General features: G+C 71.3%; 23 protein-coding genes. 11 read left to right on the top strand and 12 right to left on the bottom strand.

The features are described from left to right. Positions 1-16 precede the first annotated feature (16 nt). Positions 17-1,285 carry a tyrosine--tRNA ligase gene (tyrS, locus tag IE198_RS27570; RefSeq protein WP_189891318.1) on the top strand — a complete coding sequence of 423 codons (1,269 nt, stop codon included), beginning with the start codon at positions 17-19 and terminating at the stop codon, positions 1,283-1,285. Positions 1,286-1,341: 56 nt separating this feature from the next. Here tyrS and IE198_RS27565 read toward each other — a convergent pair whose 3' ends face one another. Continuing rightward, a complete protein-coding gene (locus tag IE198_RS27565) occupies positions 1,342-1,617 on the bottom strand; it encodes a GlsB/YeaQ/YmgE family stress response membrane protein (protein WP_189891316.1) in 276 nt (91 codons plus the stop codon). Between the two features lie 228 nt (positions 1,618-1,845). On the opposite strand from IE198_RS27565, the gene IE198_RS27560 reads away from it, so the two are divergent. Further along, entirely contained in the window at positions 1,846-2,220 is a 375-nt protein-coding gene (locus IE198_RS27560; protein WP_189891314.1) for a DUF3099 domain-containing protein, read from the top strand. A gap of 203 nt (positions 2,221-2,423) precedes the next feature. Then, positions 2,424-2,660 carry a hypothetical protein gene (locus tag IE198_RS27555; protein ID WP_189891312.1) on the top strand — a complete coding sequence of 79 codons (237 nt, stop codon included), beginning with the start codon at positions 2,424-2,426 and terminating at the stop codon, positions 2,658-2,660. Here IE198_RS27555 and moaA read toward each other — a convergent pair. From moaA to IE198_RS27540, 3 genes are all read right to left on the bottom strand, one after another. After that, on the bottom strand, positions 2,643-3,632 hold the full coding sequence (gene moaA, locus IE198_RS27550; RefSeq protein WP_229834392.1) for a GTP 3',8-cyclase MoaA: 990 nt from the start codon (positions 3,630-3,632) through the stop codon (positions 2,643-2,645). The genes IE198_RS27555 and moaA overlap by 18 nt on opposite strands. Positions 3,633-3,781: 149 nt before the next feature. Further along, positions 3,782-5,419, bottom strand: coding sequence for a monocarboxylic acid transporter (locus IE198_RS27545; RefSeq protein ID WP_189891307.1), 1,638 nt, complete (start codon positions 5,417-5,419; stop codon positions 3,782-3,784). After that, complete coding sequence (locus IE198_RS27540) at positions 5,416-5,781, bottom strand: DUF485 domain-containing protein (RefSeq protein WP_189891305.1); 366 nt, start codon at positions 5,779-5,781, stop codon at positions 5,416-5,418. The genes IE198_RS27545 and IE198_RS27540 overlap by 4 nt, the downstream gene beginning before the upstream one ends. Before the next feature lie 255 nt (positions 5,782-6,036). Between IE198_RS27540 and IE198_RS27535 the strand changes: the two genes are divergently transcribed. Beyond that, the gene (locus IE198_RS27535) at positions 6,037-7,569 is read left to right on the top strand and encodes a S8 family peptidase (protein WP_189891303.1); all 1,533 of its coding nucleotides are present in this window, start codon (positions 6,037-6,039) and stop codon (positions 7,567-7,569) included. 97 nt (positions 7,570-7,666) lie between these two features. Then, positions 7,667-9,070: a CoA transferase gene (locus IE198_RS27530; protein WP_189891301.1), complete on the top strand. Its 1,404-nt coding sequence runs from the start codon at positions 7,667-7,669 to the stop codon at positions 9,068-9,070. 242 nt (positions 9,071-9,312) lie between these two features. Here the strand turns inward: IE198_RS27530 and IE198_RS27525 are convergent, their stop codons facing one another. Next, positions 9,313-10,035, bottom strand: coding sequence for a VIT1/CCC1 transporter family protein (locus tag IE198_RS27525; RefSeq protein WP_189891299.1), 723 nt, complete (start codon positions 10,033-10,035; stop codon positions 9,313-9,315). A 103-nt stretch (positions 10,036-10,138) separates the two neighbouring features. Here IE198_RS27525 and IE198_RS27520 point away from each other — a divergent pair, with 103 nt between their 5' ends. The 5 genes from IE198_RS27520 to IE198_RS27500 all read left to right on the top strand — a co-directional run bounded on the left by IE198_RS27520 (position 10,139) and on the right by IE198_RS27500 (position 14,885). Then, positions 10,139-11,146 (top strand): DEDDh family exonuclease, encoded by a 1,008-nt coding sequence (locus IE198_RS27520; RefSeq protein ID WP_189891297.1) that lies wholly within the window; start codon positions 10,139-10,141, stop codon positions 11,144-11,146. A gap of 63 nt (positions 11,147-11,209) precedes the next feature. After that, a complete protein-coding gene (locus IE198_RS27515; protein WP_100106509.1) occupies positions 11,210-11,443 on the top strand; it encodes a metallothionein in 234 nt (77 codons plus the stop codon). 81 nt (positions 11,444-11,524) lie between these two features. Beyond that, complete coding sequence (locus IE198_RS27510) at positions 11,525-12,310, top strand: SURF1 family cytochrome oxidase biogenesis protein (protein WP_189891294.1); 786 nt, start codon at positions 11,525-11,527, stop codon at positions 12,308-12,310. Positions 12,311-12,340: 30 nt separating this feature from the next. Next, entirely contained in the window at positions 12,341-14,125 is a 1,785-nt protein-coding gene (locus IE198_RS27505; protein ID WP_189891292.1) for a glycoside hydrolase family 15 protein, read from the top strand. Positions 14,126-14,129: 4 nt separating this feature from the next. Continuing rightward, positions 14,130-14,885 carry an SDR family oxidoreductase gene (locus IE198_RS27500; RefSeq protein WP_189891290.1) on the top strand — a complete coding sequence of 252 codons (756 nt, stop codon included), beginning with the start codon at positions 14,130-14,132 and terminating at the stop codon, positions 14,883-14,885. Positions 14,886-15,167: 282 nt separating this feature from the next. Here IE198_RS27500 and amaP read toward each other — a convergent pair whose 3' ends face one another. Genes amaP through IE198_RS27475 form a run of 5 tightly spaced genes read right to left on the bottom strand, consistent with a single transcriptional unit; the run spans position 15,168 to position 17,550 of the window. Further along, entirely contained in the window at positions 15,168-15,746 is a 579-nt protein-coding gene (amaP, locus tag IE198_RS27495; protein WP_189891382.1) for an alkaline shock response membrane anchor protein AmaP, read from the bottom strand. A gap of 15 nt (positions 15,747-15,761) precedes the next feature. After that, complete coding sequence (locus IE198_RS27490) at positions 15,762-16,460, bottom strand: DUF6286 domain-containing protein (RefSeq protein ID WP_189891288.1); 699 nt, start codon at positions 16,458-16,460, stop codon at positions 15,762-15,764. Continuing rightward, on the bottom strand, positions 16,457-16,804 hold the full coding sequence (locus IE198_RS27485; RefSeq protein WP_189891380.1) for an Asp23/Gls24 family envelope stress response protein: 348 nt from the start codon (positions 16,802-16,804) through the stop codon (positions 16,457-16,459). Before IE198_RS27485 ends, IE198_RS27490 begins: the two co-directional genes overlap by 4 nt. Before the next feature lie 48 nt (positions 16,805-16,852). After that, positions 16,853-17,044, bottom strand: coding sequence for a hypothetical protein (locus IE198_RS27480; RefSeq protein ID WP_189891286.1), 192 nt, complete (start codon positions 17,042-17,044; stop codon positions 16,853-16,855). Positions 17,045-17,055: 11 nt separating this feature from the next. After that, entirely contained in the window at positions 17,056-17,550 is a 495-nt protein-coding gene (locus tag IE198_RS27475) for an Asp23/Gls24 family envelope stress response protein (protein ID WP_229834391.1), read from the bottom strand. A gap of 92 nt (positions 17,551-17,642) precedes the next feature. Between IE198_RS27475 and IE198_RS27470 the strand changes: the two genes are divergently transcribed. After that, positions 17,643-18,314 carry a hypothetical protein gene (locus IE198_RS27470; protein ID WP_189891282.1) on the top strand — a complete coding sequence of 224 codons (672 nt, stop codon included), beginning with the start codon at positions 17,643-17,645 and terminating at the stop codon, positions 18,312-18,314. A 120-nt stretch (positions 18,315-18,434) separates the two neighbouring features. On the opposite strand, the gene IE198_RS27465 is transcribed toward IE198_RS27470, so the two are convergent. Then, positions 18,435-19,226 carry an enoyl-CoA hydratase/isomerase family protein gene (locus IE198_RS27465; RefSeq protein ID WP_189891280.1) on the bottom strand — a complete coding sequence of 264 codons (792 nt, stop codon included), beginning with the start codon at positions 19,224-19,226 and terminating at the stop codon, positions 18,435-18,437. 150 nt (positions 19,227-19,376) lie between these two features. Next, on the bottom strand, positions 19,377-19,598 hold the full coding sequence (locus IE198_RS27460; protein ID WP_005319113.1) for a helix-turn-helix domain-containing protein: 222 nt from the start codon (positions 19,596-19,598) through the stop codon (positions 19,377-19,379). Positions 19,599-19,745 lie beyond the last annotated feature (147 nt).

Genomic DNA, 19,745 nt, shown 5'->3' with positions numbered 1-19,745 from the left:
AGGAGACGCGAGACCCGTGACGGACATCGTCGACGAGCTCAAGTGGCGTGGGCTGATCGCCCAGTCCACTGACGAGGACGCATTGCGCAAGACGCTCGCGGACGGTCCCGTCACGTTCTATTGCGGCTTCGACCCGACGGCGGCCAGCCTGCACGTCGGACACCTGGTGCAGGTGCTGACCGTCCGCCGCCTCCAGCTGGCCGGGCACCGGCCGCTGGCGCTGGTGGGCGGGGCGACGGGGCAGATCGGCGACCCGCGGCCGACCGCCGAGCGCACGCTGAACGATCCGGAGACGATCGCGCAGTGGGTGACCCGGCTGCGCTCGCAGATCGAGCCGTACCTGTCCTTCGAGGGCGAGAACGCGGCGGTCATGGTGAACAACCTGGACTGGACCGCCGGCATGTCCGCGATCGAGTTCCTGCGGGACATCGGCAAGCACTTCCGCGTCAACAAGATGCTCACCAAGGACTCGGTCGCCCGGCGGCTGGAGTCCGAGCAGGGCATCAGCTACACGGAGTTCAGCTACCAGCTGCTGCAGGGCATGGACTTCCTGGAGCTGTACCGGCGGTACGGCTGCACCCTGCAGCAGGGCGGCAGCGACCAGTGGGGCAATCTCACCGCGGGCCTGGACCTGATCCACCGCCTGGAGCCGGAGGCCGAGGTGCACGCGGTGGCCACGCCGCTGATGACCAAGGCGGACGGCACCAAGTTCGGCAAGTCGGAGACGGGCACGCTCTGGCTCGACCCGGAGATGACCACGCCGTACGCGTTCTACCAGTTCTGGCTGAACACGGACGACCGGGACGTCTCGCGGTACCTGCGCATTCTCAGCTTCAAGAGCCGTGCGGAGCTCGAGGAGCTGGAGAAGCAGACCGCCGAGCGTCCGCAGGCGCGGGCCGCCCAGCGTGCGCTGGCCGAGGAGCTGACGACGCTGGTGCACGGCGCCGACCAGTGCGCCGCGGTGATCAACGCGTCGAAGGCGCTGTTCGGTCAGGGCGAGCTGGGCGACCTGGACGAGGCGACGCTGCGCGCGGCGCTGTCCGAGCTGCCGCACGCCCGGGTCGGCGAGCTGCTCCCGGTGGTGGATCTGTTCGCCGAGGTCGGTCTGGTGCCGAGCAAGTCCGCCGCCCGTCGCACGGTGAAGGAGGGCGGCGCCTACGTGAACAACGTGAAGGTGACCGCCGAGGACGCCCTGGTGAGGGCCGGCGAGCTGCTGCACGGCCGCTGGCTGGTGCTGCGCCGGGGCAAGAAGAACCTGGCGGCGGTCGAGGTCACGGCCGGCTGACCCCGGACACGGCGAAGGCCGGGTGGGACGAGATCGCCCACCCGGCCTTCGCGTGTTCAGGCGGGACGTTTCTTCCCGCGGACGGCGGTGTAGGCCATGTCGCCCAGGAAGACGATGACGATGGCCGCCGCGAGCTGCAGCGCATGCCGGCCCCAGTCGATGCCGCTGGTCTCCGCGATGCCGAAACCACGCGCCACGGCGTTGCCGATGACGGCGCCGATGATGCCGAAGATGGTGGTCAGCCAGAGGGGACTGTGCTGCTTGCCCGGAATGATCGCCTTCGCGAGAAGGCCCAGCACGAACCCCACGACGATCGCCCACAACCAGCCCATGGCTGCCTCCTTGTACGGCCTCTGCGTGAGCAGTTACGTCGCCAGTGTCGGCCCGCTCGCCGTACAGCGCATGTCGGGGAGGTTCGTACGCATTCGGACGCATACCCGGCACGCCGTCGTCGGGCCGCCCCGCTCTCGAAGGCGACGCAGACCGGGCGTACCGTGGATGGAGTCGGAGCAGGGCATGGCCGGGAACGTCCGGTGCGGGAATCGGGTGGTGAAGACGCGATGCGGAAGCACGGCGGAACCGAGGTCTTCCGGATCACCGGTGCGCGGCAGAGTCTCGCCGACGACGTGCGCGGCAGGCAGCGCCGCTATGTGATCTCGATGTCGGTGCGGACCGTTTCCGTGATCCTCGCGGCGGTCCTGTGGAACGTGGAGCGCCATGTGGCCGTCGTGGCGCTGGTGCTCGGCGTGCTGCTGCCCTACATCTCCGTCGTCATCGCAAACGCGGGCCGGGAGAATGCCCCTTCGCTGCCGTCCACGTTCGTGCCCGCGCCGGTGCGGCCGGCGATCGAGGCGGCCGCCGAGCAGGGGCCGACGGAAGGGGAGCCGGAGGCGGGGGCCGTCCCGGGGGACCGTTCCGGGGCCGGTCAGAGCTGACCGTCGGCGCTGCCGGCGGGCCACGGAAAGCTCAAGAAAACCTCAGATCAATCATGAAGTTCCGGTGCACCGCCACCCGTTGCCCGTGACATACTGCCTACGCGCTCCGCATCCCCCGTCGGAGCGACGGACCGACGCCGGGCAGCTCCCCCCGTGGCTGCTCGGCGTCGCCATGCTGGGACAATGATCCGGTGAATCATCCGGTGAGTGACGAGACCCCGATCTGCTCGGCCAAGGGCTGCCGTACCGACGCCGTATGGGTCCTCGCCTGGAACAACCCGAAACTGCACACCCCGGACCGCCGTAAGACATGGCTGGCGTGCGAGGAACACCGCGAACACCTTTCGCAGTTCCTCGGTGTGCGCGGTTTCCTGAAGGACGTCGTGACGCTGGAGCAGTGGGAGTCCGGTACGGGAGCCGGGTCAGCCACCGATGGCTGACATGGGCCGCTCCGGCTGAAGGAACGACGGGTCGTCGAGACCGGATCCGGCCTTCTTGCCCCACATCGCCAGCCGCCAGATGCGCGCGATCTCCTCGTCGGGAGCCCCGGAACGCAGAGCGGCCCGCAGGTCGGTCTCCTCGGTGGCGAAGAGGCAGGTGCGCACCTGACCGTCGGCGGTGAGCCGGGTGCGGTCGCAGGCGCGGCAGAACGGGCGGGTGACGGAGGCGATGACGCCGACCCGGTGCGGGCCGCCGTCGACGACCCACCGCTCCGCGGGTGCGGAGCCTCGGGCGGTGTCGCCCTCCGGGGCGAGGGTGAAGCGGGTCCGGAGGGATTCGAGGATGTCACCAGCGGTGATCATGCCGTCACGCTTCCAGCCGTGCTGGGCGTCGAGCGGCATCTGCTCGATGAAACGCAGCTCGTAGTCGTTCTCCACGGCCCAGGCGAGCAGGTCGGGGGCCTCGTCGTCGTTCAGCCCCGGCATCAGGACGGTGTTGACCTTGACGGGGGTGAGGCCGGCGGCGCGGGCGGCTTCGAGGCCGTCCAGGACGTCCCGGTGGCGGTCGCGGCGGGTGAGGGTCTTGAAGACGTCGGGCCGCAGGGTGTCCAGTGAGACGTTGACCCGGTCGAGGCCGGCGGCCTTGAGGGCCGTGGCGGTGCGCTTGAGGCCGATGCCGTTGGTGGTGAGGGACATCTTGGGGCGGGGCTCCAGGGCCGCGCAGCGCTCGACGATGCCGACCAGCCCCGGGCGCAGCAGCGGCTCGCCGCCGGTGAAGCGCACCTCGGTGACGCCGAGATCGGTGACGGCCACACGGATCAGGCGGACGATCTCGTCGTCCGTGAGCAGATCGGGCTTTGCCAGCCACTGCAGGCCTTCTTCCGGCATGCAGTACGTACACCGCAGATTGCACCGGTCGGTCAGTGAGACGCGCAGGTCAGTGGCCACTCGGCCGAAGGTGTCTATGAGCACTGTGGGCCCCCTCCCTCTTCGCGGATCCGACGCTTTCGAGCCTACGCGAGAGCGCCGACAACATGAGGGCCCGTTTGGCACGAGGTACGGCGCGGCCGCGTCGTAGGACCCTACGACGCGGCCGCTGACGTGCGTGTATCGGATTCCTCTCAGTGGGCGCCGATGCCGGTGAGGGACTTGACCTCGAGCTCGGCGTACTTGCCCGCGTCGGGCCCCTCCTTCGTGAGGATCGAGCCGAGCCAGCCGAGCACGAAGCCCAGCGGGATGGAGATCAGACCCGGGTTGGACAGCGGGAACCAGGCGAAGTCGACGCTCGGGAACATCGCCGACGGGCCGCCGGACACCACCGGGGAGAAGAGCACCAGGAACACCGACGAGGCGAGGCCTCCGTAGATGGACCACAGGGCGCCCTGGGTGGTGAACCTCTTCCAGAACAGGCTGTAGAGGATCGTGGGCAGGTTGGCGGAGGCGGCGACCGCGAAGGCGAGGGCGACGAGGCCGGCCACGTTCAGGTCGCGGGCGAGCGCGCCGAGGGCGATGGAGACGATGCCGATGAGGACGGTCGCCCAGCGTGCGGCCCTGACCTCCTCCTTCTCCGTGGCCTGTCCCCGACGGATCACGTTGGCGTAGATGTCGTGCGCGAACGACGAGGAGGACGCCAGCGTGAGACCGGCGACGACGGCGAGGATGGTGGCGAAGGCGACGGCAGAGATCACGGCGAGCAGGATCGCGCCCCCGGCGGAGTCGACGCCGCCGACGTGCAGGGCGAGGAGCGGCGCCGCGGTGTTGCCCGCCGGGTTGGACGCCTTGATTTCGGCGGGTCCGACGAGGGCGGCGGCACCGAAGCCGAGTGCGATCGTCATGAGGTAGAACGCGCCGATGATGCCGATGGCCCAGTTCACGGACTTACGGGCGGCCTTGGCGGTGGGCACCGTGTAGAAGCGGATCAGGATGTGCGGGAGTCCGGCGGTGCCGAGGACGAGGGCGATACCGAGGGAGAGGAAGTCCAGCTTCGTCATGCCGTCGATGCCGTACTTGAGGCCCGGCTCGAGGAAGGCGTCGGCGTTGCCCTTCTGCCCCACCTCGCTCTTCGCCGCGGCCTCGCCGAGGAGCTCCGAGATGTTGAAGTTGAACTTCCACAGCACCAGGAAGGTGATCAGCAGTGTGCCCGCGATCAGCAGCACGGCCTTGACCATCTGCACCCAGGTGGTGCCCTTCATGCCGCCGATGGTCACGTAGACGATCATCAGCAGGCCGACGAGGGCGACGATCGCGATCTTGCCGCCGTCGCTGGTGATGCCGAGGAGCAGCGACACGAGGACGCCCGCGCCTGCCATCTGCGCGAGCAGGTAGAAGATCGAGACGACGATCGTGGACGCACCCGCGGCGGTGCGGACAGGGCGCTGGCGCATCCGGTAGGCGAGGACGTCGCCCATCGTGTAGCGGCCGGAGTTGCGCAGCGGTTCCGCGACGAGCAGCAGGGCGACGAGCCAGGCGACCAGGAAGCCGATCGAGTAGAGGAAGCCGTCGTAGCCGTAGAGCGCGATGGCGCCGGCGATGCCGAGGAACGAGGCGGCCGACATGTAGTCGCCGGAGATGGCGAGGCCGTTCTGGAAGCCGGTGAACTGGCGGCCGCCGGCGTAGAAGTCGGCGGCGTCCTTGGTCTGCCGGCCGGCCCAGACGGTGATGAACAAGGTCGCGACGACGAAGGCGGCGAAGAGGGTGATGATCAGCGGCCGGTGCTCGGTGGTCGCGTTCGAGGCCGCAAGGTGCAGGGCGGGGCTCATGCGTCGGCCTCCATACGGGACTTGATCGCCTCGGCCTTCGGGTCGAGCTTCGCCGCGGCGTGCCGCGAGTAGAGCCAGGCGATGAGGAAGGTGGTCGCGAACTGGGCGAGGCCGAAGACGAGGGCCACGTTGATGTTGCCGAAGAGCTTCGTGCCCATGAAGCCGCCGGCGTAGTTGGAGAGCAGGACGTAGAGCAGGTACCAGGCGATGAACGCGATCGTCAGCGGGAAGGCGAAAGAACGGTAGGTACGCCGCAGTTCGCCGAATTCCGTACTCTGCTGCACCTGCGTGAACGACTGCGTGGTGGGCTGGGCGGTGCCGGTTGCCTGACCGGTCTCGGGCGGCGGTGCATCGGTGGTCACGGAATCTCCTCGCGACGCGGGTGCGGTGGGGACGGACTCGGAGTTGTCACTGGCCGGGGCGGTTTGATGTTGCTCCACTCCCTGACAACGGCACGGTGCGCATGGCGAACCGGTTCAACATCGGCCTTTTTCTTCCGCACTTCCTTCGCGAACTCATTGATGTAGGAGCTTGATCAGCGATAGCTTCGCTCGTCATGTACCCGCCCATTCGCACAGGGGTGTCTGGGCGGTTGTCACGGATGATGTGGAGAACCCATGGCTCATCTGGGATCCAGACGGCGTCGCGCACTCGCGCTGCCCGCCGGTCTGGCGCTCACGGCCTCGCTCGGCTTCCTGCCGGCGGGGGCCGCTACGGCGGCGCCGGTCGACGACGTACCCGCGGCGGTCCAGGCGGACGGACCGAAGCTGAGTTACGTCGTCAACGTCAACGGCGGACACGGCACCGCCAAGTCGGTCAAGAAGGCGATAGCCAAGGCCGGCGGAACGGTGGTGATCTCCTACGACCAGATAGGCGTCATCGTCGTCCACTCGCAGAACCCGGACTTCGCCACGACGATCCGCGGCGTGCGGGGTGTGGAGTCTGCCGGTGTCACGCGCACCGCTCCACTCGCGCCCTCGGCCGACATGGCCATCGACTCGGAGCGCCCGCTCACGGCCGACGAGGCGAAGGCCTCGGCCGCGCAGGCGGACTCGGACCAGGATCCGCTGGAGCCGCTGCAGTGGGACCTGCCGGCCATCAAGGCCGACAAGGCCCACGAGAAGACGCTGGGCAGCAAGAAGGTCACCGTCGCGGTCATCGACACCGGTGTCGACGACACCCACCCGGACCTCGCGCCCAACTTCGACCGCGACGCCTCCGTCAGCTGCGTGGGCGGCGTGCCGAACACGGCTGACGGCGCCTGGCGTCCGGGCCCGGACGAGTCCGACCACGGCACGCACGTCGCGGGCACCATCGCCGCCGCGAAGAACGGCGTCGGCATGACCGGTGTCGCGCCGGGTGTGAAGGTCTCCGGCATCAAGGTCTCGCAGCCCGACGGCTTCTTCTACACCGAGGCCGTCGTCTGCGGCTTCGTGTGGGCCGCGGAGCACGGCGTCGATGTGACCAACAACAGCTACTACACGGACCCGTGGCTGTTCAACTGCAAGAACGACGCGGACCAGAAGGCACTCGTCGAGGCCGTCTCCCGCGCCACCCGCTACGCGGAGGACAAGGGCGCGGTGAACGTCGCCGCGGCCGGCAACTCCCGTATGGACCTTGCGGCCGACGAGCTGACCGACACCTCGAGCCCGAACGACTCGACGCCGGGCGAGCGTGTCATCAACCCCCGCGAGTGCCTCGACATCCCGACCCAGATCCCCGGCGTCGTCACGGTGTCCGCGCTGGGCGCCAAGGACCTGAAGGCCTCGTACTCCAACTACGGCAACGGTGTGGTCGACATCTCCGCCCCGGGCGGCGACGCGACGCGCTACCAGGCTCCGGACGCCCCGGCCGTGGACGGCCGGATCCTGTCGACGCTGCCGGGCGGCGGCTACGGCTACAAGGCCGGTACGTCGATGGCCTCCCCGCACGTCGCGGGCGTGGCGGCGCTGATCAAGTCGACCCACCCCTACGCGGCGCCGGCCGTGGTCAAGGGTCTGCTGTACGCGCAGGCGGACGACACCGCGTGCACGAACCCGTACGACATCAACGGCGACGGCACCGTCGACGCGGTCTGCGAGGGCGGCGAGCGCAAGAACGGCTTCTACGGCCACGGCATCACGGACGCCCTGGACGCCGTCCGCTGGTAACGGCTTCCGGTCGGCAGTAGCCCCGTCATGAGCGGGCCCGGTGCGCGATCCGCACCGGGCCCGTCTTCGTCGTGGCACCCGGTGCCATAGTGGCTGTATGACCCCTTCGTCCTCGAACTCCCCCGCGAACGGCACCGCCCAGGCATGGGCGGCTCTGGGCGGCGACCCCGCTCTGCTCGGCCGTGTCGCGTACCGGGGCGGCGGATCGCTGCCCGCCCGGCTGCCGGTCATGGAACTGGCGCGTGCCACGGTCGCGGTCTGTTCCCTCGCCGCCGCCGAGCTCACCGCGCGGCGGTGCGGCGGCCCCGTCCCTGCCGTCACCGTCGACGACGCGGCGGTGACGACGGCGTTCCTCAGCGACCGGCTGGTGCGGCTGGACGGCGTGGCGCCGACCACGTTCGCACCGCTGTCCCGGACCTGGCGGGCCGCCGACGGCTGGGTGCGTACACACGCCAACTACCCGCACCACCGGGCGCGTCTGCTCGGCGCGCTGTCGCTGCCGCCGGACGCCGAGGCAGAGGCCGTCGCCGCGGCGATCGGCGAGCGCAGCGCGCCGGACGTGGAGGAGAGCGTGTACGCGGCCGGCGGTCTCGCCGTCGCCGGGCGCAGCCGGGAGCTATGGGCGAAGCACCCGCAGGGCGCGGCCGGCGCGGCGCATCCGCTGCTGCGCGTGGATCGGCTCGGCGACGACCGCACGACCCGGGCGGCGGACGCTCCGGGGGCGCTGCCGTGTACGGGCCTGCGGGTTCTCGATCTGACCCGGGTGCTGGCCGGCCCGGTCGCCACACGGACGCTCGCGCTCCTGGGTGCCGATGTGCTGCGGATCGACGCACCGCAACTTCCGGAGAACCAGGACGCCCACAACGACACCGGCTGGGGCAAGCGGTCCACGCTGCTCGACCTGGCGGCGGCCGCCGACCGGAAGTCCTTCGAGGAGCTGCTGGCCCTGGCCGACGTGGTGGTGACCGGCTACCGCCCGGGCGCACTCGACCGGTTCGGCCTCTCCCCCGAGGCGCTGGCTGAGCGCCGTCCCGGCCTGGTCGTCGCCCGGCTCTCCGCATGGGGCCGGTACGGGCCGTGGGCCGGACGACGCGGCTTCGACAGTCTGGTCCAGGTCGCGACCGGGATCGCCATGACCGAGGGCGAGGACGGCCGCCCGGGTGCGCTGCCCGCGCAGGCCCTCGACCACGGCACCGGATATCTGCTCGCCGCCGGGGTGCTGCGCGCCCTGACCGGTCAACACGAAGCCGGTGGTGCCCGGCTGGTGGAGACCGCCCTCACGCAGACAGCGGCCTGGCTGACCGGGAGCCTGTCGGAGGAACCGGACGGCCGGCAGGCCGCGTACGACGCCGAGCGCCGGCTCGTCGAACGCGACAGCCCGATGGGCCGGCTGCGCCACGCGCTGCCCGCGGTCGGCTACGAGGGCGGGCCGGCCGACTGGGCACGCCCGCCCGGGGTGTGGGGGACGGACGCGCCGCAGTGGGCGGACGGCACGGCGTGACCAGGGCGCCGGGTGCGACGTGCCCGGTGCGAACTGCCGTACGGGCTCACCCCGCTGGGCCACCTGCCCGCGCTCACCTCCCTGGAGCTCTCCCAGTGCTCACCGTCCGGAGCGTCGGTCGACATCGGGCCGCTCGCCGCCGTGCCGGAACTGAGGATCACGGTCACGACAACACTCGGGTCGTCGCCGGCATCGACCGCTTTCCCGTGTCGAGGTGAAACACGGGAGAACCTGACAACGCCTCACACGCCGGCCGCGCCCAGCGCCGAACCCGCCGCGTATGTCACCGCCATGGCCAGCGCACCGCCGCACGCATTGCGCGCCACAGCGGGTCCGGCCGCCGCCGCGCCCAGCCGGGCGCTCCACCAGCCGGTCAGCGTCAGCGCGACCAGCACGAAGAAGACGGTGACGTACAGACGGGCGGACGCAGGCGGCAGCACGATGGCCAGCAGCGGCAGCAGCGCGCCGGCCGTGAACGCGAGGAAGCTGGCTCCCGCGGCCTGCCACGGGTTGGTCAGCTCGTCGGGGTCGATACCGAGCTCCACGCGCGCGTGCGCGCGCAGCGCGTCCCGTTCCGTGAGCTGGACGGCGGCCTCCCTGGCCACATCCTCCGACAGACCGCGGTCCGCCAGCATCCGGGTCAGCTCGTCCAGTTCGGCCTCCGGCTGCTCCCGCAGCTCACGCTTCTCCACCGCCAGAGCGGCCTTCTCCGAGTCGCGTTGGGTGGAGACGGAGACGTACTCACCGGCCGCCATCGACATCGAACCTGCGAGCAGTCCGGCGAGACCGGCGGTGAGCAGCGCGCCCCGCGAGTCCGTCGCACCGGCCACGCCGACGACGATGCCGGCGGTGGAGACGATGCCGTCGTTCGCACCGAGGACGGCGGCGCGCAGCCAGTTGAGGCGGCTGCCGAGTCCGCCCGGGTGAGGTTCGTCGTGTGTTCCACCGCCGGTCGTTTCACTCATCCGGGGAGCCTTTCACGCAAGGGAGTTGAGACAGGGAGCGGCACGCCCCGGGTGCCGGCGGAAGGGGGCGGGCCGAGGCTGTCGGTGCCGGCCCGTATTCTCTGTGACCATGCTCGACGACCGTACGACCGCAGCACCGACGTGGCCGGCCGCGTACCCGCAGAGGTACGCGGTCGTCGACGTGGAGACCACCGGACTCGCCAGAAACGACCGGATAGTGTCGGCTGCCGTCTACCACCTCGACATGCACGGCGACGTCGAGGACCACTGGTACACGCTCGTCAATCCGGAGCGCGACCCCGGACCGGTGCGAATCCACGGTCTGACGAGCGATGTGCTGGAGGGCGCGCCGTTGTTCGGCGAGATCGCCGCCGAGCTGTCCGCGCGGCTCGAGGGCCGGGTCCTGGTCGCGCACAACGCCGCTTTCGACTGGTCCATGATCGCCAGGGAGTACGCGCGTACGCGCGGTGCGGCGCCGACCCGGCAGCGGCTGTGCACCATCGCGCTCGCCAAGGAGCTGCAGCTGCCGCTGCCCAACCACAAGCTCGAGTCGCTGGCCGCGCACTACGGGGTGGTGCAGCAACGGGCGCACCATGCGCTGGACGACGCCCGGGTGCTCGCGGAGGCCTTCCGGCCGAGCCTGCACACCGCGGCACGCGACGGCGTGCGGCTGCCGCTGCTCGAGTGCCGGCCGCTGACGGAGTGGTCGGACGCCCCCGTCACCCCGCGCGTCGGCTACCAGCCGTCGTACGGGCACGGCAGTTGGCGCCCGTCACGCAAGCGGCCGCCGTGCCCCTTCCCCAATCCGGGGCGGTACGAGCCGGGCGGGCCGCTGGTCCAGGGCATGCGGATCGCCTTCTCCGGGGACACCTCCGTGGAGCGGGAGCTGCTCGAGGACCGGGCGATCGAGGCAGGGCTGCACGTCGCGACGGGCGTGTCCCGGTTGACGAGCCTCCTGGTGACCAACGACCCCGACGCGTCGACGTCCAAGGCCGTCAAGGCGGCGTCGTACGGCACACCGGTCGTCGACGAGGGCGCGTTCACCCAGCTGCTGCGCAACGTGGCCCCCGCGCCGGGCCCGTCGGCCGGACGGGCACCCGCATCGGAGTGAACCCGGCGCGACTCGCCCGGCGTCCGCTCGCCCGGGGCACCGAAGCGTTTCACCCTGTGGCGCATGGCACGTTGCGAGGTTTGCGGAAACGACTACGGCATGTCCTTCGAGGTGCACGCGCAGGGCGCGGTGCACGTCTTCGACTGCTTCTCCTGCGCCATCCACCGCATGGCGCCCATCTGTGAGCACTGCCGGGTCCAGATCATCGGCCAGGGCGTCGAGGTCGAGGGCCACTGGTACTGCGGCGCCCACTGCGCCCGTGCCGAGGGGAGGGCCGGAATCGTCGACCGGGTGTGACCTGTGCCACGGCTCCGGCGTGCGGGCCCGTGCGGGGACCCACCGTCCGGGGGCCGGCGCGGAGCAGGTACGGTCGAAGCCGTGTACCGCTTCCTGTTGTCCCGGCAGTGGGTGATCCTCACCCTCATCGGCCTCGTTCTCGTTCCCACGATGATCGAGCTGGGCTTCTGGCAGCTGCACCGGCACGAGCGCAGGGTCGAGCAGAACGCCGTCATCGCACGGAACCTCGACGCGCGGCCGGTACCGATGACCGAGCTCACCTCCCCGGGGCACACGGTCCCGCGCTCCGACTACTGGCGGCAGGTCACCGCGACCGGCACCTTCGACACCGCCCACGAAATGGTCGTCCGCCGCCGGACCAACGCGGACGACCGCGTCGGCTTCCACGTACTGACGCCGCTGCTGCTCGCCGACGGCCGCGCCGTGGTCGTCAATCGCGGCTGGGTCCCCGCGGCGGCCGACCAGAAGGCCTTCCCCGAGGTGCCGCCCGCGCCCGGGGGAAGCGTCACCGTCACCGGCAGGCTCCAGGCCGACGAGACGACCGGTGCCAGCGGCATCAAGGACCTGAAGGGCCTGCCGCCGCGCCAGGTGATGCTGATCAACAGCGAGCAGCAGGCCCGGCTGCTGGACCGGCAGGTGCTCGGCGGCTACCTCGAACTGTCGGCCCCGGGGCCCGCGGGCGGCAGCCCGGAGATGATCCCGGAACCGGACCACGACTCCATCGGTGCGCACATGGCGTACGCCGTCCAGTGGTGGCTGTTCGCCGCCGGCGTGCCCGTCGGCTGGTTGGTTCTGGTACGCCGTGAGAAGCACGACCGCGCCGCCGCCGAGGAGAGCACGCCAGAGCCGGCCCCGGCGGCTGCTTAGTCGGTCCTCCCGGCGGGAACACGCCAGAGCGTGACGCAACGAATCGAGGACTACGCCCTCATCGGCGATCTGCAGACCGCTGCCCTGGTCGGCAGGAACGGCTCCATCGACTGGCTGTGCCTGCCCCGGTTCGACTCCGCCGCCTGCTTCGCCGCCCTCCTCGGCGACGAGGAGAACGGCCACTGGCGGATCGCGCCCGAGGGCGCGGGCGCCTGCACCCGCCGGCGCTACGTCGGCGCGTCACTGGTGCTGGAATCGGTGTGGGAGACCCGCACGGGGACGGTCAGGATCCTCGACTTCATGCCGCAGCGGGACGAGGCCCCCGACGTCGTCCGCATCATCGAGGGCCTCAGCGGCACCGTCGACATGCGGAGCACCCTGCGGCTGCGCTTCGACTACGGCTCCGTCGTGCCCTGGGTGCGGCGCGCCGACGGCCACCGGATCGCGATCGCGGGACCCGACTCGGTGTGGCTGCGCAGCGAACCGCCGGTCAAGACATGGGGTCAGCACTTCAGCACCTGCTCTTCGTTCACGGTCGGCGAGGGCGACAAGGTGGCGTTCGTCCTCACCTGGCATCCCTCGCACAAGCCGCGGCCCGATCTCATCGACCCGTACCAGTCCCTGGAGCACTGTCTGCAGGACTGGGAGACGTGGTCGTCCAAGTGCCGGTACCAGGGCCCGTACCGCGACGCCGTCCTGCGGTCCCTGATCACCCTCAAGGCCCTGACGTACGCCCCCACCGGCGGCATCGTCGCCGCGCCGACGACCTCCCTGCCGGAGGACATCGGCGGCGTACGGAACTGGGACTACCGCTTCTGCTGGCTGCGTGACTCCACCCTCACGCTGAGCGCACTGGTGTCCGTCGGCTACCTCGACGAGGCCGCGGCCTGGCGGGACTGGCTGCTGCGCGCCGTCGCCGGCGACCCGGCCGACCTGCAGATCATGTACGGGCTCGCGGGCGAACGGCGCCTGGCCGAGCTGGAGCTGGGCTGGCTCGGCGGCCACGCCGGCTCGGTACCGGTCCGCATCGGCAACGACGCGGTCTGCCAGCTGCAGCTCGACGTGTACGGCGAAGTCATCGACTCCCTCTTCCTCGCCAGGCAGGCGGGCCTCGCGCCGGAACGGCATGCCTGGAACATCCAGCTGAGCCTGCTCGGCTTCCTGGAGGCCAAGTGGCGCGAACCGGACCAGGGGCTGTGGGAGGTCCGCGGCCCGCGCCGCCACTTCGTGCACTCCAAGGTCATGGCATGGGTCGCGGCGGACCGTGCCGTTCGCACCCTGGAGTCCGACCCGTCGCTGCGCGGCGACGTCGCCCGCTGGCGGGCGATGCGGGACGAGGTGCACCGCGAGGTGTGCGAGAAGGGCTTCGACCCGGTACGGGGCACCTTCACCCAGTCGTACGGCTCCGCCGAGCTCGACGCCGCCGTCCTGCTCATCCCGCGGGTCGGGTTCCTGCCGCCCGACGACCCTCGGGTCGTCGGCACCGTCGAGGCGATCCGGCGCGAACTGGGCAGCGGGCCGCTCGTGCGCCGCTACACCGCCGAGGCGACCCGGATCGACGGGCTGCCGGGCCGCGAAGGGGCGTTCCTCGTCTGCTCCTTCTGGCTGGCCGACGCGCTGCGGATGACCGGCCGGGAGAAGGAGGCCCGTGAACTGTTCGAGCGGCTGCTGACCCTGTGCAACGACGTGGGCCTCCTCTCCGAGGAGTACGACCCCTCTTCGGGACAGCACCTCGGCAACTTCCCCCAGGCGTTCAGCCATATCGGCCTGGTCACCACGGCCCTCGCACTCACCGGGCAGGAGGCGGCAGGATAGGGCCATGGATCTTGGACTGAAGGACCGTGTCTACATCCTCACCGGCGCCTCGCGGGGCCTCGGCAACGCCTCGGCGCGGGCGCTCGTCGCGGATGGTGCGAGGGTCATCATCACCGGACGGGACGAGAAGACAGTCATGGACGCGGCGGCCGAACTCGGCGCCGGCGCGGTGGGGGTGGCCTGTGACAACGCCGACCCGTCGGGAGCGCAGCGCCTCATCGCCGCCGCCCGGGCGCACTTCGGGCGCTTCGACGGCATTCTCATCAGCGTGGGCGGCCCGGCGCCCGGCTTCGTCGCGGACAACTCGGACGAGCAGTGGGCCGCCGCCTTCGAGTCGGTGTTCCTCGGTGCGGTACGCCTCGCCCGCACGGCCGCGGCGGAGCTGGGCGACGGCGGCGTCATCGGCTTCGTCCTCTCCGGTTCCGTGCACGAGCCCGTCCCCGGACTGACCATCTCCAACGGCCTCCGTCCCGGCCTCGCGGGCTTCGCGAAGTCCCTCGCGGACGAGTTGGGCCCGCGCGGCATCCGGGTCGTCGGCCTGCTGCCCTCCCGCATCGACACGGACCGCGTCCGCGAGCTCGACGCGCTCTCGGGCGACGCGGACGCGGCTCGCACGGCGAACGAGTCGGGCATCCCGCTGCGGCGCTACGGCACTCCGGAGGAGTTCGGCCGGGCGGCGGCCTTCCTGCTGTCGCCGGCGGCGTCCTACCTGACCGGCATCATGCTGCCGGTCGACGGGGGCGCGCGGCACGGCTTCTGACGGGGGCGCGCGAGCGCCTTCGGCGGGCGTGTTCCCCGCCCTGCCCCTTCCCGCTGTACCGATGTGCGGCTCCACCGCGTGGCGGGGCCGGCCCCAGAACCCGGCACCGTGCCGCGTTCGGTGCCCCGGGTCGCCCGAGATCCGGCCCCGCCGGCGCGGGTGCGGGGCACGGCCCCCGCGCGCACGGGACGCGGGGTCCCACACGCCGACCAGGCGTAGCGGGAGGAGCCCGGTCCGGGGAAGGGCCGGCGAGGGGAAGCGGCCCGCCCAGCGGGCACTCCGTCACGAAACCCGCCGGGCCCGATGCTTCGCCAACCCCAACCGAACCTCCGTCGGCAGCGCCTCCAGCCCCGCCGAGTCCCGTGCGTGGGCCACCGCCTCGTCGGTGAGACGCGCCAGCGTTCCGCCCGGTGCCGCGTCCGGTTCCAGCTGCAGCACCGCCCTCGCCCGCGGCGCGTTACGCCGGCCCATCAGCGTGACGGACGCGCGGGAGACACCCTCCAGGGACGCCACCTCGTCCTCCAGTACGCCCTCCAGCGCCCGCCCGCGCAGCAGTGCCCCTTCGCCGTCGCCGCTCTCCACCAGTACCTCCGCAAGCCGTGCGCGCCGGAGTTGGGCGAGGAACCACCACAGACCGAGGACCACCAGCGTTGCGAGCACAGCGATGACGACCGGCCACCACCAGCCTTCGTCGCGCCATCGCGCCCGGTCGGCGTCGCTCAGCAGTACGTCGTGCCGGCCGTCGTAGGGCCACCACGAGGGGACGGAGAGGCCGACGCCGGCCGCGAGGACCGCGCCTCCGGCGCACATCAGGACCAGCCCGGCAAGGCCGAGGAACACACGGTTGACGGCTCGAAGCATCTCCTGCACCGGTCCTCACCTCTTTCTCGCCGGCGGCCTGCCCACGTACACGGCCAGGGCCGGGGGGCGGGCAAGGCCGAGTTCCTTCAGGCCGACACCGAGCGCCGCGTCCAGGTCGGCGCGTACGTCGTCGAGGTCACGGAAGTGGGCACGCGCCCGCACCGACGCCTTGGAGCGCCCCATCCGCACCCGTACCGTCTGCACCCCGGAGACCTCCATGGCACGGTCGCGCAGCACGAGTGCCGCGGCCTCACGGTGGAGGCCGGCCCGTACGTGGGGGCGGTCGCGCCGCATCGGCAGCAGCGACCGCAGGCCCGGCGTCACCGCCAGGACGATGAGCCAGATGCCGACGAGCATCACGGCACCGGCCGCGGCCAGGACCGCGATCTCGTTCAGTCGCCATTCGGCGAGGTACTCGGCGGCGGCTCGCCGCCAGCCCATGGCGGGCCGGTCGGCGCGCACGGCGGCGACGTCGTACAGCAGCAGTCCGGCGCCACCGAGAACGACAAGCGCCAGCAGTGCGGCGGGCACCCGGCGCACCGACCAGAAGCGCCCGATCCTGCCGCCGTCGTCGTCCTTCTTCGCCACCGGGTCGTACGCGGACGCGGAGGCGGACTGGTCCAGCTCGAGAACGGGCTGTGCGGAACGTTCGGAACCCGCGGAGCCCGGCGTCGACTCAGGGCCCGGGTCGGTGGGCTTCTCCGGTTCGGTCATCGAATCCTCCCCTTCGCCGCACCGCGCGAGTGGGCGGAGTGCAGCCGCTCGACGTGCACCGCCACCTCGGGGACCTCCATCCCCGCCAACGCCTTTACCCGCTGGACGACTCGGCGACGCACCGCGCCGCACTGGGCGCCGATGTCCGAGGGGTACTCCAGCTCGAGACTGACCCGCACCCGGGCCGTGTCGTGGTGCACGACGACCATGGCGTGCGGCGGCGCGCCGCCCTCCGGCACGCCGTGCAGCGCTTCACGCGCCGCCTGCGCGGCGATCTTCGCCACGACGCGGTCGGCGATGCCGGTCGCCCCCCGGGCAGCCGGTGCCGGCCGCCGCGCGGGCATCCCTGCCGACGTGCCGGCCACCCCCACGGGGTCCACGGTCACCGCCTGTCACCGCCGCCGGTCGCCACGCTCGCGGCCCCGGAGGAAGTCGCCGACCTCCAGGTCCCCCTCGAGGAACCGGCCGATCACGAAACCGACCGCTCCCAGGGCCGCCACCAGCACAAACGCACCGAATCCACCGAAGTATCCGGCAAATCCGAGCGCCATACCGGCCATCAGTCCGACCACCGCCATGCTCATGTTGGGCTCCTCTACTGGAGTCGCGGCTCCGGCTCTTCCTCTTCCTCTTCGGGCAGTTTCACGTCGCTGACGGCGATGTTCACCTCGACGACCTCGAGCCCGGTCATCCGCTCGACGGCGGAGACCACGTTCTCACGGACCGCGCGGGCGACATCGGCGATGGAGACGCCGTAGTCGACGACGATCTCCAGGTCGAGCGCCGTCTGTACCTCACCGACCTCGGCCTTCACTCCACGCGTGGCACTCGACCTGCTGCTGCCGGGCCCCACCCTGTCGCGCACCGCGCCGAACGTACGGGACAGGCCGCCGCCCATGGCGTTCACGCCGAGCACGTCCCTGGCGGCGAGTCCGGCGATCTTCTCCACCACGCCGTCTGCGATGGTGGTGCGGCCCCGGGAGCCCGGCTCGGGAAGCCGTTTGGCCGTGGCCTTCCGAGGGGCGTCGCTGGAACCGGACAGCTCGTTTCCGGATGTCGTGGGCAGGCTGCGCCCAGGTGTTTCGGTCATAGCCGTCATCCTTTCCGGGCAGGTGGTGCCCCCATTGCCCACATTAAGCGTGCTTGCCCCCATCCGCGCCGGGGATGCGGCAGGCTGGAGGAATGACCACTCCGGATGCGGTGCGGCGGCGGGTCCGCCGAGTGATGGGGCTCGGCAGACTGCTTGGCCTGGGAGGTCCGGCGGACGGCGCCTGGCTGTCGGAATCGGCGGCCGCGGCGGTGCTGCGGCGGGCGGCGGCCTCGGTGCCTGGTGCGGCCCTGGACGATGTCCGGCTCTGCCTGGCGGACCCGGCCGCGGCGGAGGACCCGACGGTGCCCGCCCCGCCGGCCTCTCTGCCCCCGGGGCCGCTGCTCATTGAGGCGGACATGTCGGTGTGGGGCCTCGACGAGCCGCTGCCGTCGCTCACGGCTGCGCTGCGGGCCACTCTGTTCGAGGCGGCGGTGGAGGAGCTGGGCCTTACGGTGACGGCCGTCGATCTGCGGGTGGCCCGACTGCTGGATGAGGCTCCGGAGCAGCACTCGGCCCCGGAACCGCCGGAGGCCGTGACCCCGTCGGACCCGGTGGGCACGGCCGTGGCGAGGACGCCGGGCGTGGCGCACCTGACGGCGACACTGGGCACGGCGGTGCATCGGGCGCCTGACCACGTCCGCGTCGAACTGGCGACGGCGGAGGGGTACCGGGCGCTGGACGTGGCGAGGGCGGTACGGGGCGCGGTGGGGGTGGCGCTGGGGGACGAGCGGGCGGTGACGGTGGTGATCTCCGCGACGCCTTGACCGCCGCGCGGAGCCCGTCCCTTCACCGCCCCTTACCGAACCCGGTCAGGCATACCGCGTTCGCACGGTCCCCCACGCCGCCAGGCGCGGGGGCAATACCCGCCGCAGGCGAGTCCCGCGTCAGTCCGCCAGGCCCGCCAGGTCGCGCAGACGCCGTCCCTGTGCCGCCCGCTCCGCCGCGCGCTGCTCGTCGTAGGAGCGGTCCCCCACCCCCTGCAGCAGCGCCTTGGTCTCGATCACCGCGTCTCTGGGCGCGGCGAGCAGCGCCGCGGTCAGGTCCCGTACCGCGGAGTCGAGTTCGTCGCCGGGCACGACGAGGTTGGCCAGGCCGGTGCGCTCGGCCTCCTCAGCGTGGACGAAGCGTCCGGTCGCACAGATCTCGAGGGCGCGGGCGTAGCCGACGAGGGACACCAGCGGATGCGTGCCGGTGAGGTCGGGAACGAGCCCGAGGCTGGTCTCGCGCATGGCGAACTGCACGTCCTGTGCGACGACCCGCAGGTCGCAGGCGAGGGCGAGCTGGAAGCCGGCTCCGATCGCATGGCCCTGGACGGCCGCGATCGTGATGATGTCGTTGCGGCGCCACCAGGTGAACGCCTCCTGGAACTCGGCGATCGACGCGTCGATCTCCGCATCCGTGCGGCGTGCCAGGTCCATGAAGGACAGCTCGCCGACGAAGCCTTCCGGTGTGAATGCCTGCCGGTCGAGGCCGGCGGAGAAGGACTTGCCCTCGCCGCGCAGCACGACGACCCGCACGCTGCCCGGCAACGACCGACCCGCCTGCGCCAACGCCCGCCACAGCGCGAAGTTCTGGGCGTTGCGCTTGTCCGGGTTCGTCAGGGTCACCGTGGCAACCGTGTCTTCGACGGTGAGCCGTACACCGTCCTTGTCAAGTACAGGGTCGAGCGAAGTCATGAGGTGCCTCCGGTTCGTGCAGTCTGGCTTGCCCTTCAGGTTACGAAGGTAAGCGACTGCACAGTAACCGCCTGGTCGGTCCTGGGATCGACCAGGTGGCCACCGTGGGAACCGATGAACCGGAGAAGCAGCCTCGTCACGACGGGGCCGTCAGGCCGAAGCAGCCTTCTTGCCTCGCGTCGCTCCGCCACGTCCTCGCAGGACGACTCCGGACTCACTGAGCATCCGGTGGACGAATCCGTAGGAGCGGCCGGTCTCTTCGGCCAGCGCCCGGATGCTCGCACCGGAGTCGTACTTCTTCTTCAGGTCTGCCGCGAGCTTGTCGCGCGCGGCGCCGGTAACCCGGCTGCCCTTCTTCAGAGTCTCGGCCACCCGTGCCTCCTCATGGGAAGTGCGCTCTGGACTTCTCATGATCACCCCTCCTGGGCGTCCTGGCCACCCATTCGACAAGGTCAGTACGGAACGCTTTGCGTTGCGGTATGAGGCCACCACGAGCGGAATCCCTCATTCCGATCTGCT

It is taken from the genome of Streptomyces xantholiticus (assembly GCF_014651015.1).
GTDB classification, from domain to species: domain Bacteria; phylum Actinomycetota; class Actinomycetes; order Streptomycetales; family Streptomycetaceae; genus Streptomyces; species Streptomyces xantholiticus.
This window is presented reverse-complemented; position numbering and strand designations above follow the sequence as displayed.

Coding starts and splice junctions, on each gene's coding strand:
- IE198_RS27565 (WP_189891316.1), bottom strand. CDS start 1,617: ATGGGCTGGTTGTGGGCGATCGTCGTGGGGTTCGTGCTGGGCCTTCTC.
- IE198_RS27560 (WP_189891314.1), top strand. CDS start 1,846: ATGCGGAAGCACGGCGGAACCGAGGTCTTCCGGATCACCGGTGCGCGG.
- IE198_RS27545 (WP_189891307.1), bottom strand. CDS start 5,419: ATGAGCCCCGCCCTGCACCTTGCGGCCTCGAACGCGACCACCGAGCAC.
- IE198_RS27535 (WP_189891303.1), top strand. CDS start 6,037: ATGGCTCATCTGGGATCCAGACGGCGTCGCGCACTCGCGCTGCCCGCC.
- IE198_RS27530 (WP_189891301.1), top strand. CDS start 7,667: ATGACCCCTTCGTCCTCGAACTCCCCCGCGAACGGCACCGCCCAGGCA.
- IE198_RS27525 (WP_189891299.1), bottom strand. CDS start 10,035: ATGAGTGAAACGACCGGCGGTGGAACACACGACGAACCTCACCCGGGC.
- IE198_RS27515 (WP_100106509.1), top strand. CDS start 11,210: ATGGCACGTTGCGAGGTTTGCGGAAACGACTACGGCATGTCCTTCGAG.
- IE198_RS27500 (WP_189891290.1), top strand. CDS start 14,130: ATGGATCTTGGACTGAAGGACCGTGTCTACATCCTCACCGGCGCCTCG.
- amaP (WP_189891382.1), bottom strand. CDS start 15,746: ATGCTTCGAGCCGTCAACCGTGTGTTCCTCGGCCTTGCCGGGCTGGTC.
- IE198_RS27490 (WP_189891288.1), bottom strand. CDS start 16,460: ATGACCGAACCGGAGAAGCCCACCGACCCGGGCCCTGAGTCGACGCCG.
- IE198_RS27485 (WP_189891380.1), bottom strand. CDS start 16,804: ATGCCCGCGCGGCGGCCGGCACCGGCTGCCCGGGGGGCGACCGGCATC.
- IE198_RS27480 (WP_189891286.1), bottom strand. CDS start 17,044: ATGAGCATGGCGGTGGTCGGACTGATGGCCGGTATGGCGCTCGGATTT.
- IE198_RS27475 (WP_229834391.1), bottom strand. CDS start 17,550: ATGACCGAAACACCTGGGCGCAGCCTGCCCACGACATCCGGAAACGAG.
- IE198_RS27470 (WP_189891282.1), top strand. CDS start 17,643: ATGACCACTCCGGATGCGGTGCGGCGGCGGGTCCGCCGAGTGATGGGG.
- IE198_RS27465 (WP_189891280.1), bottom strand. CDS start 19,226: ATGACTTCGCTCGACCCTGTACTTGACAAGGACGGTGTACGGCTCACC.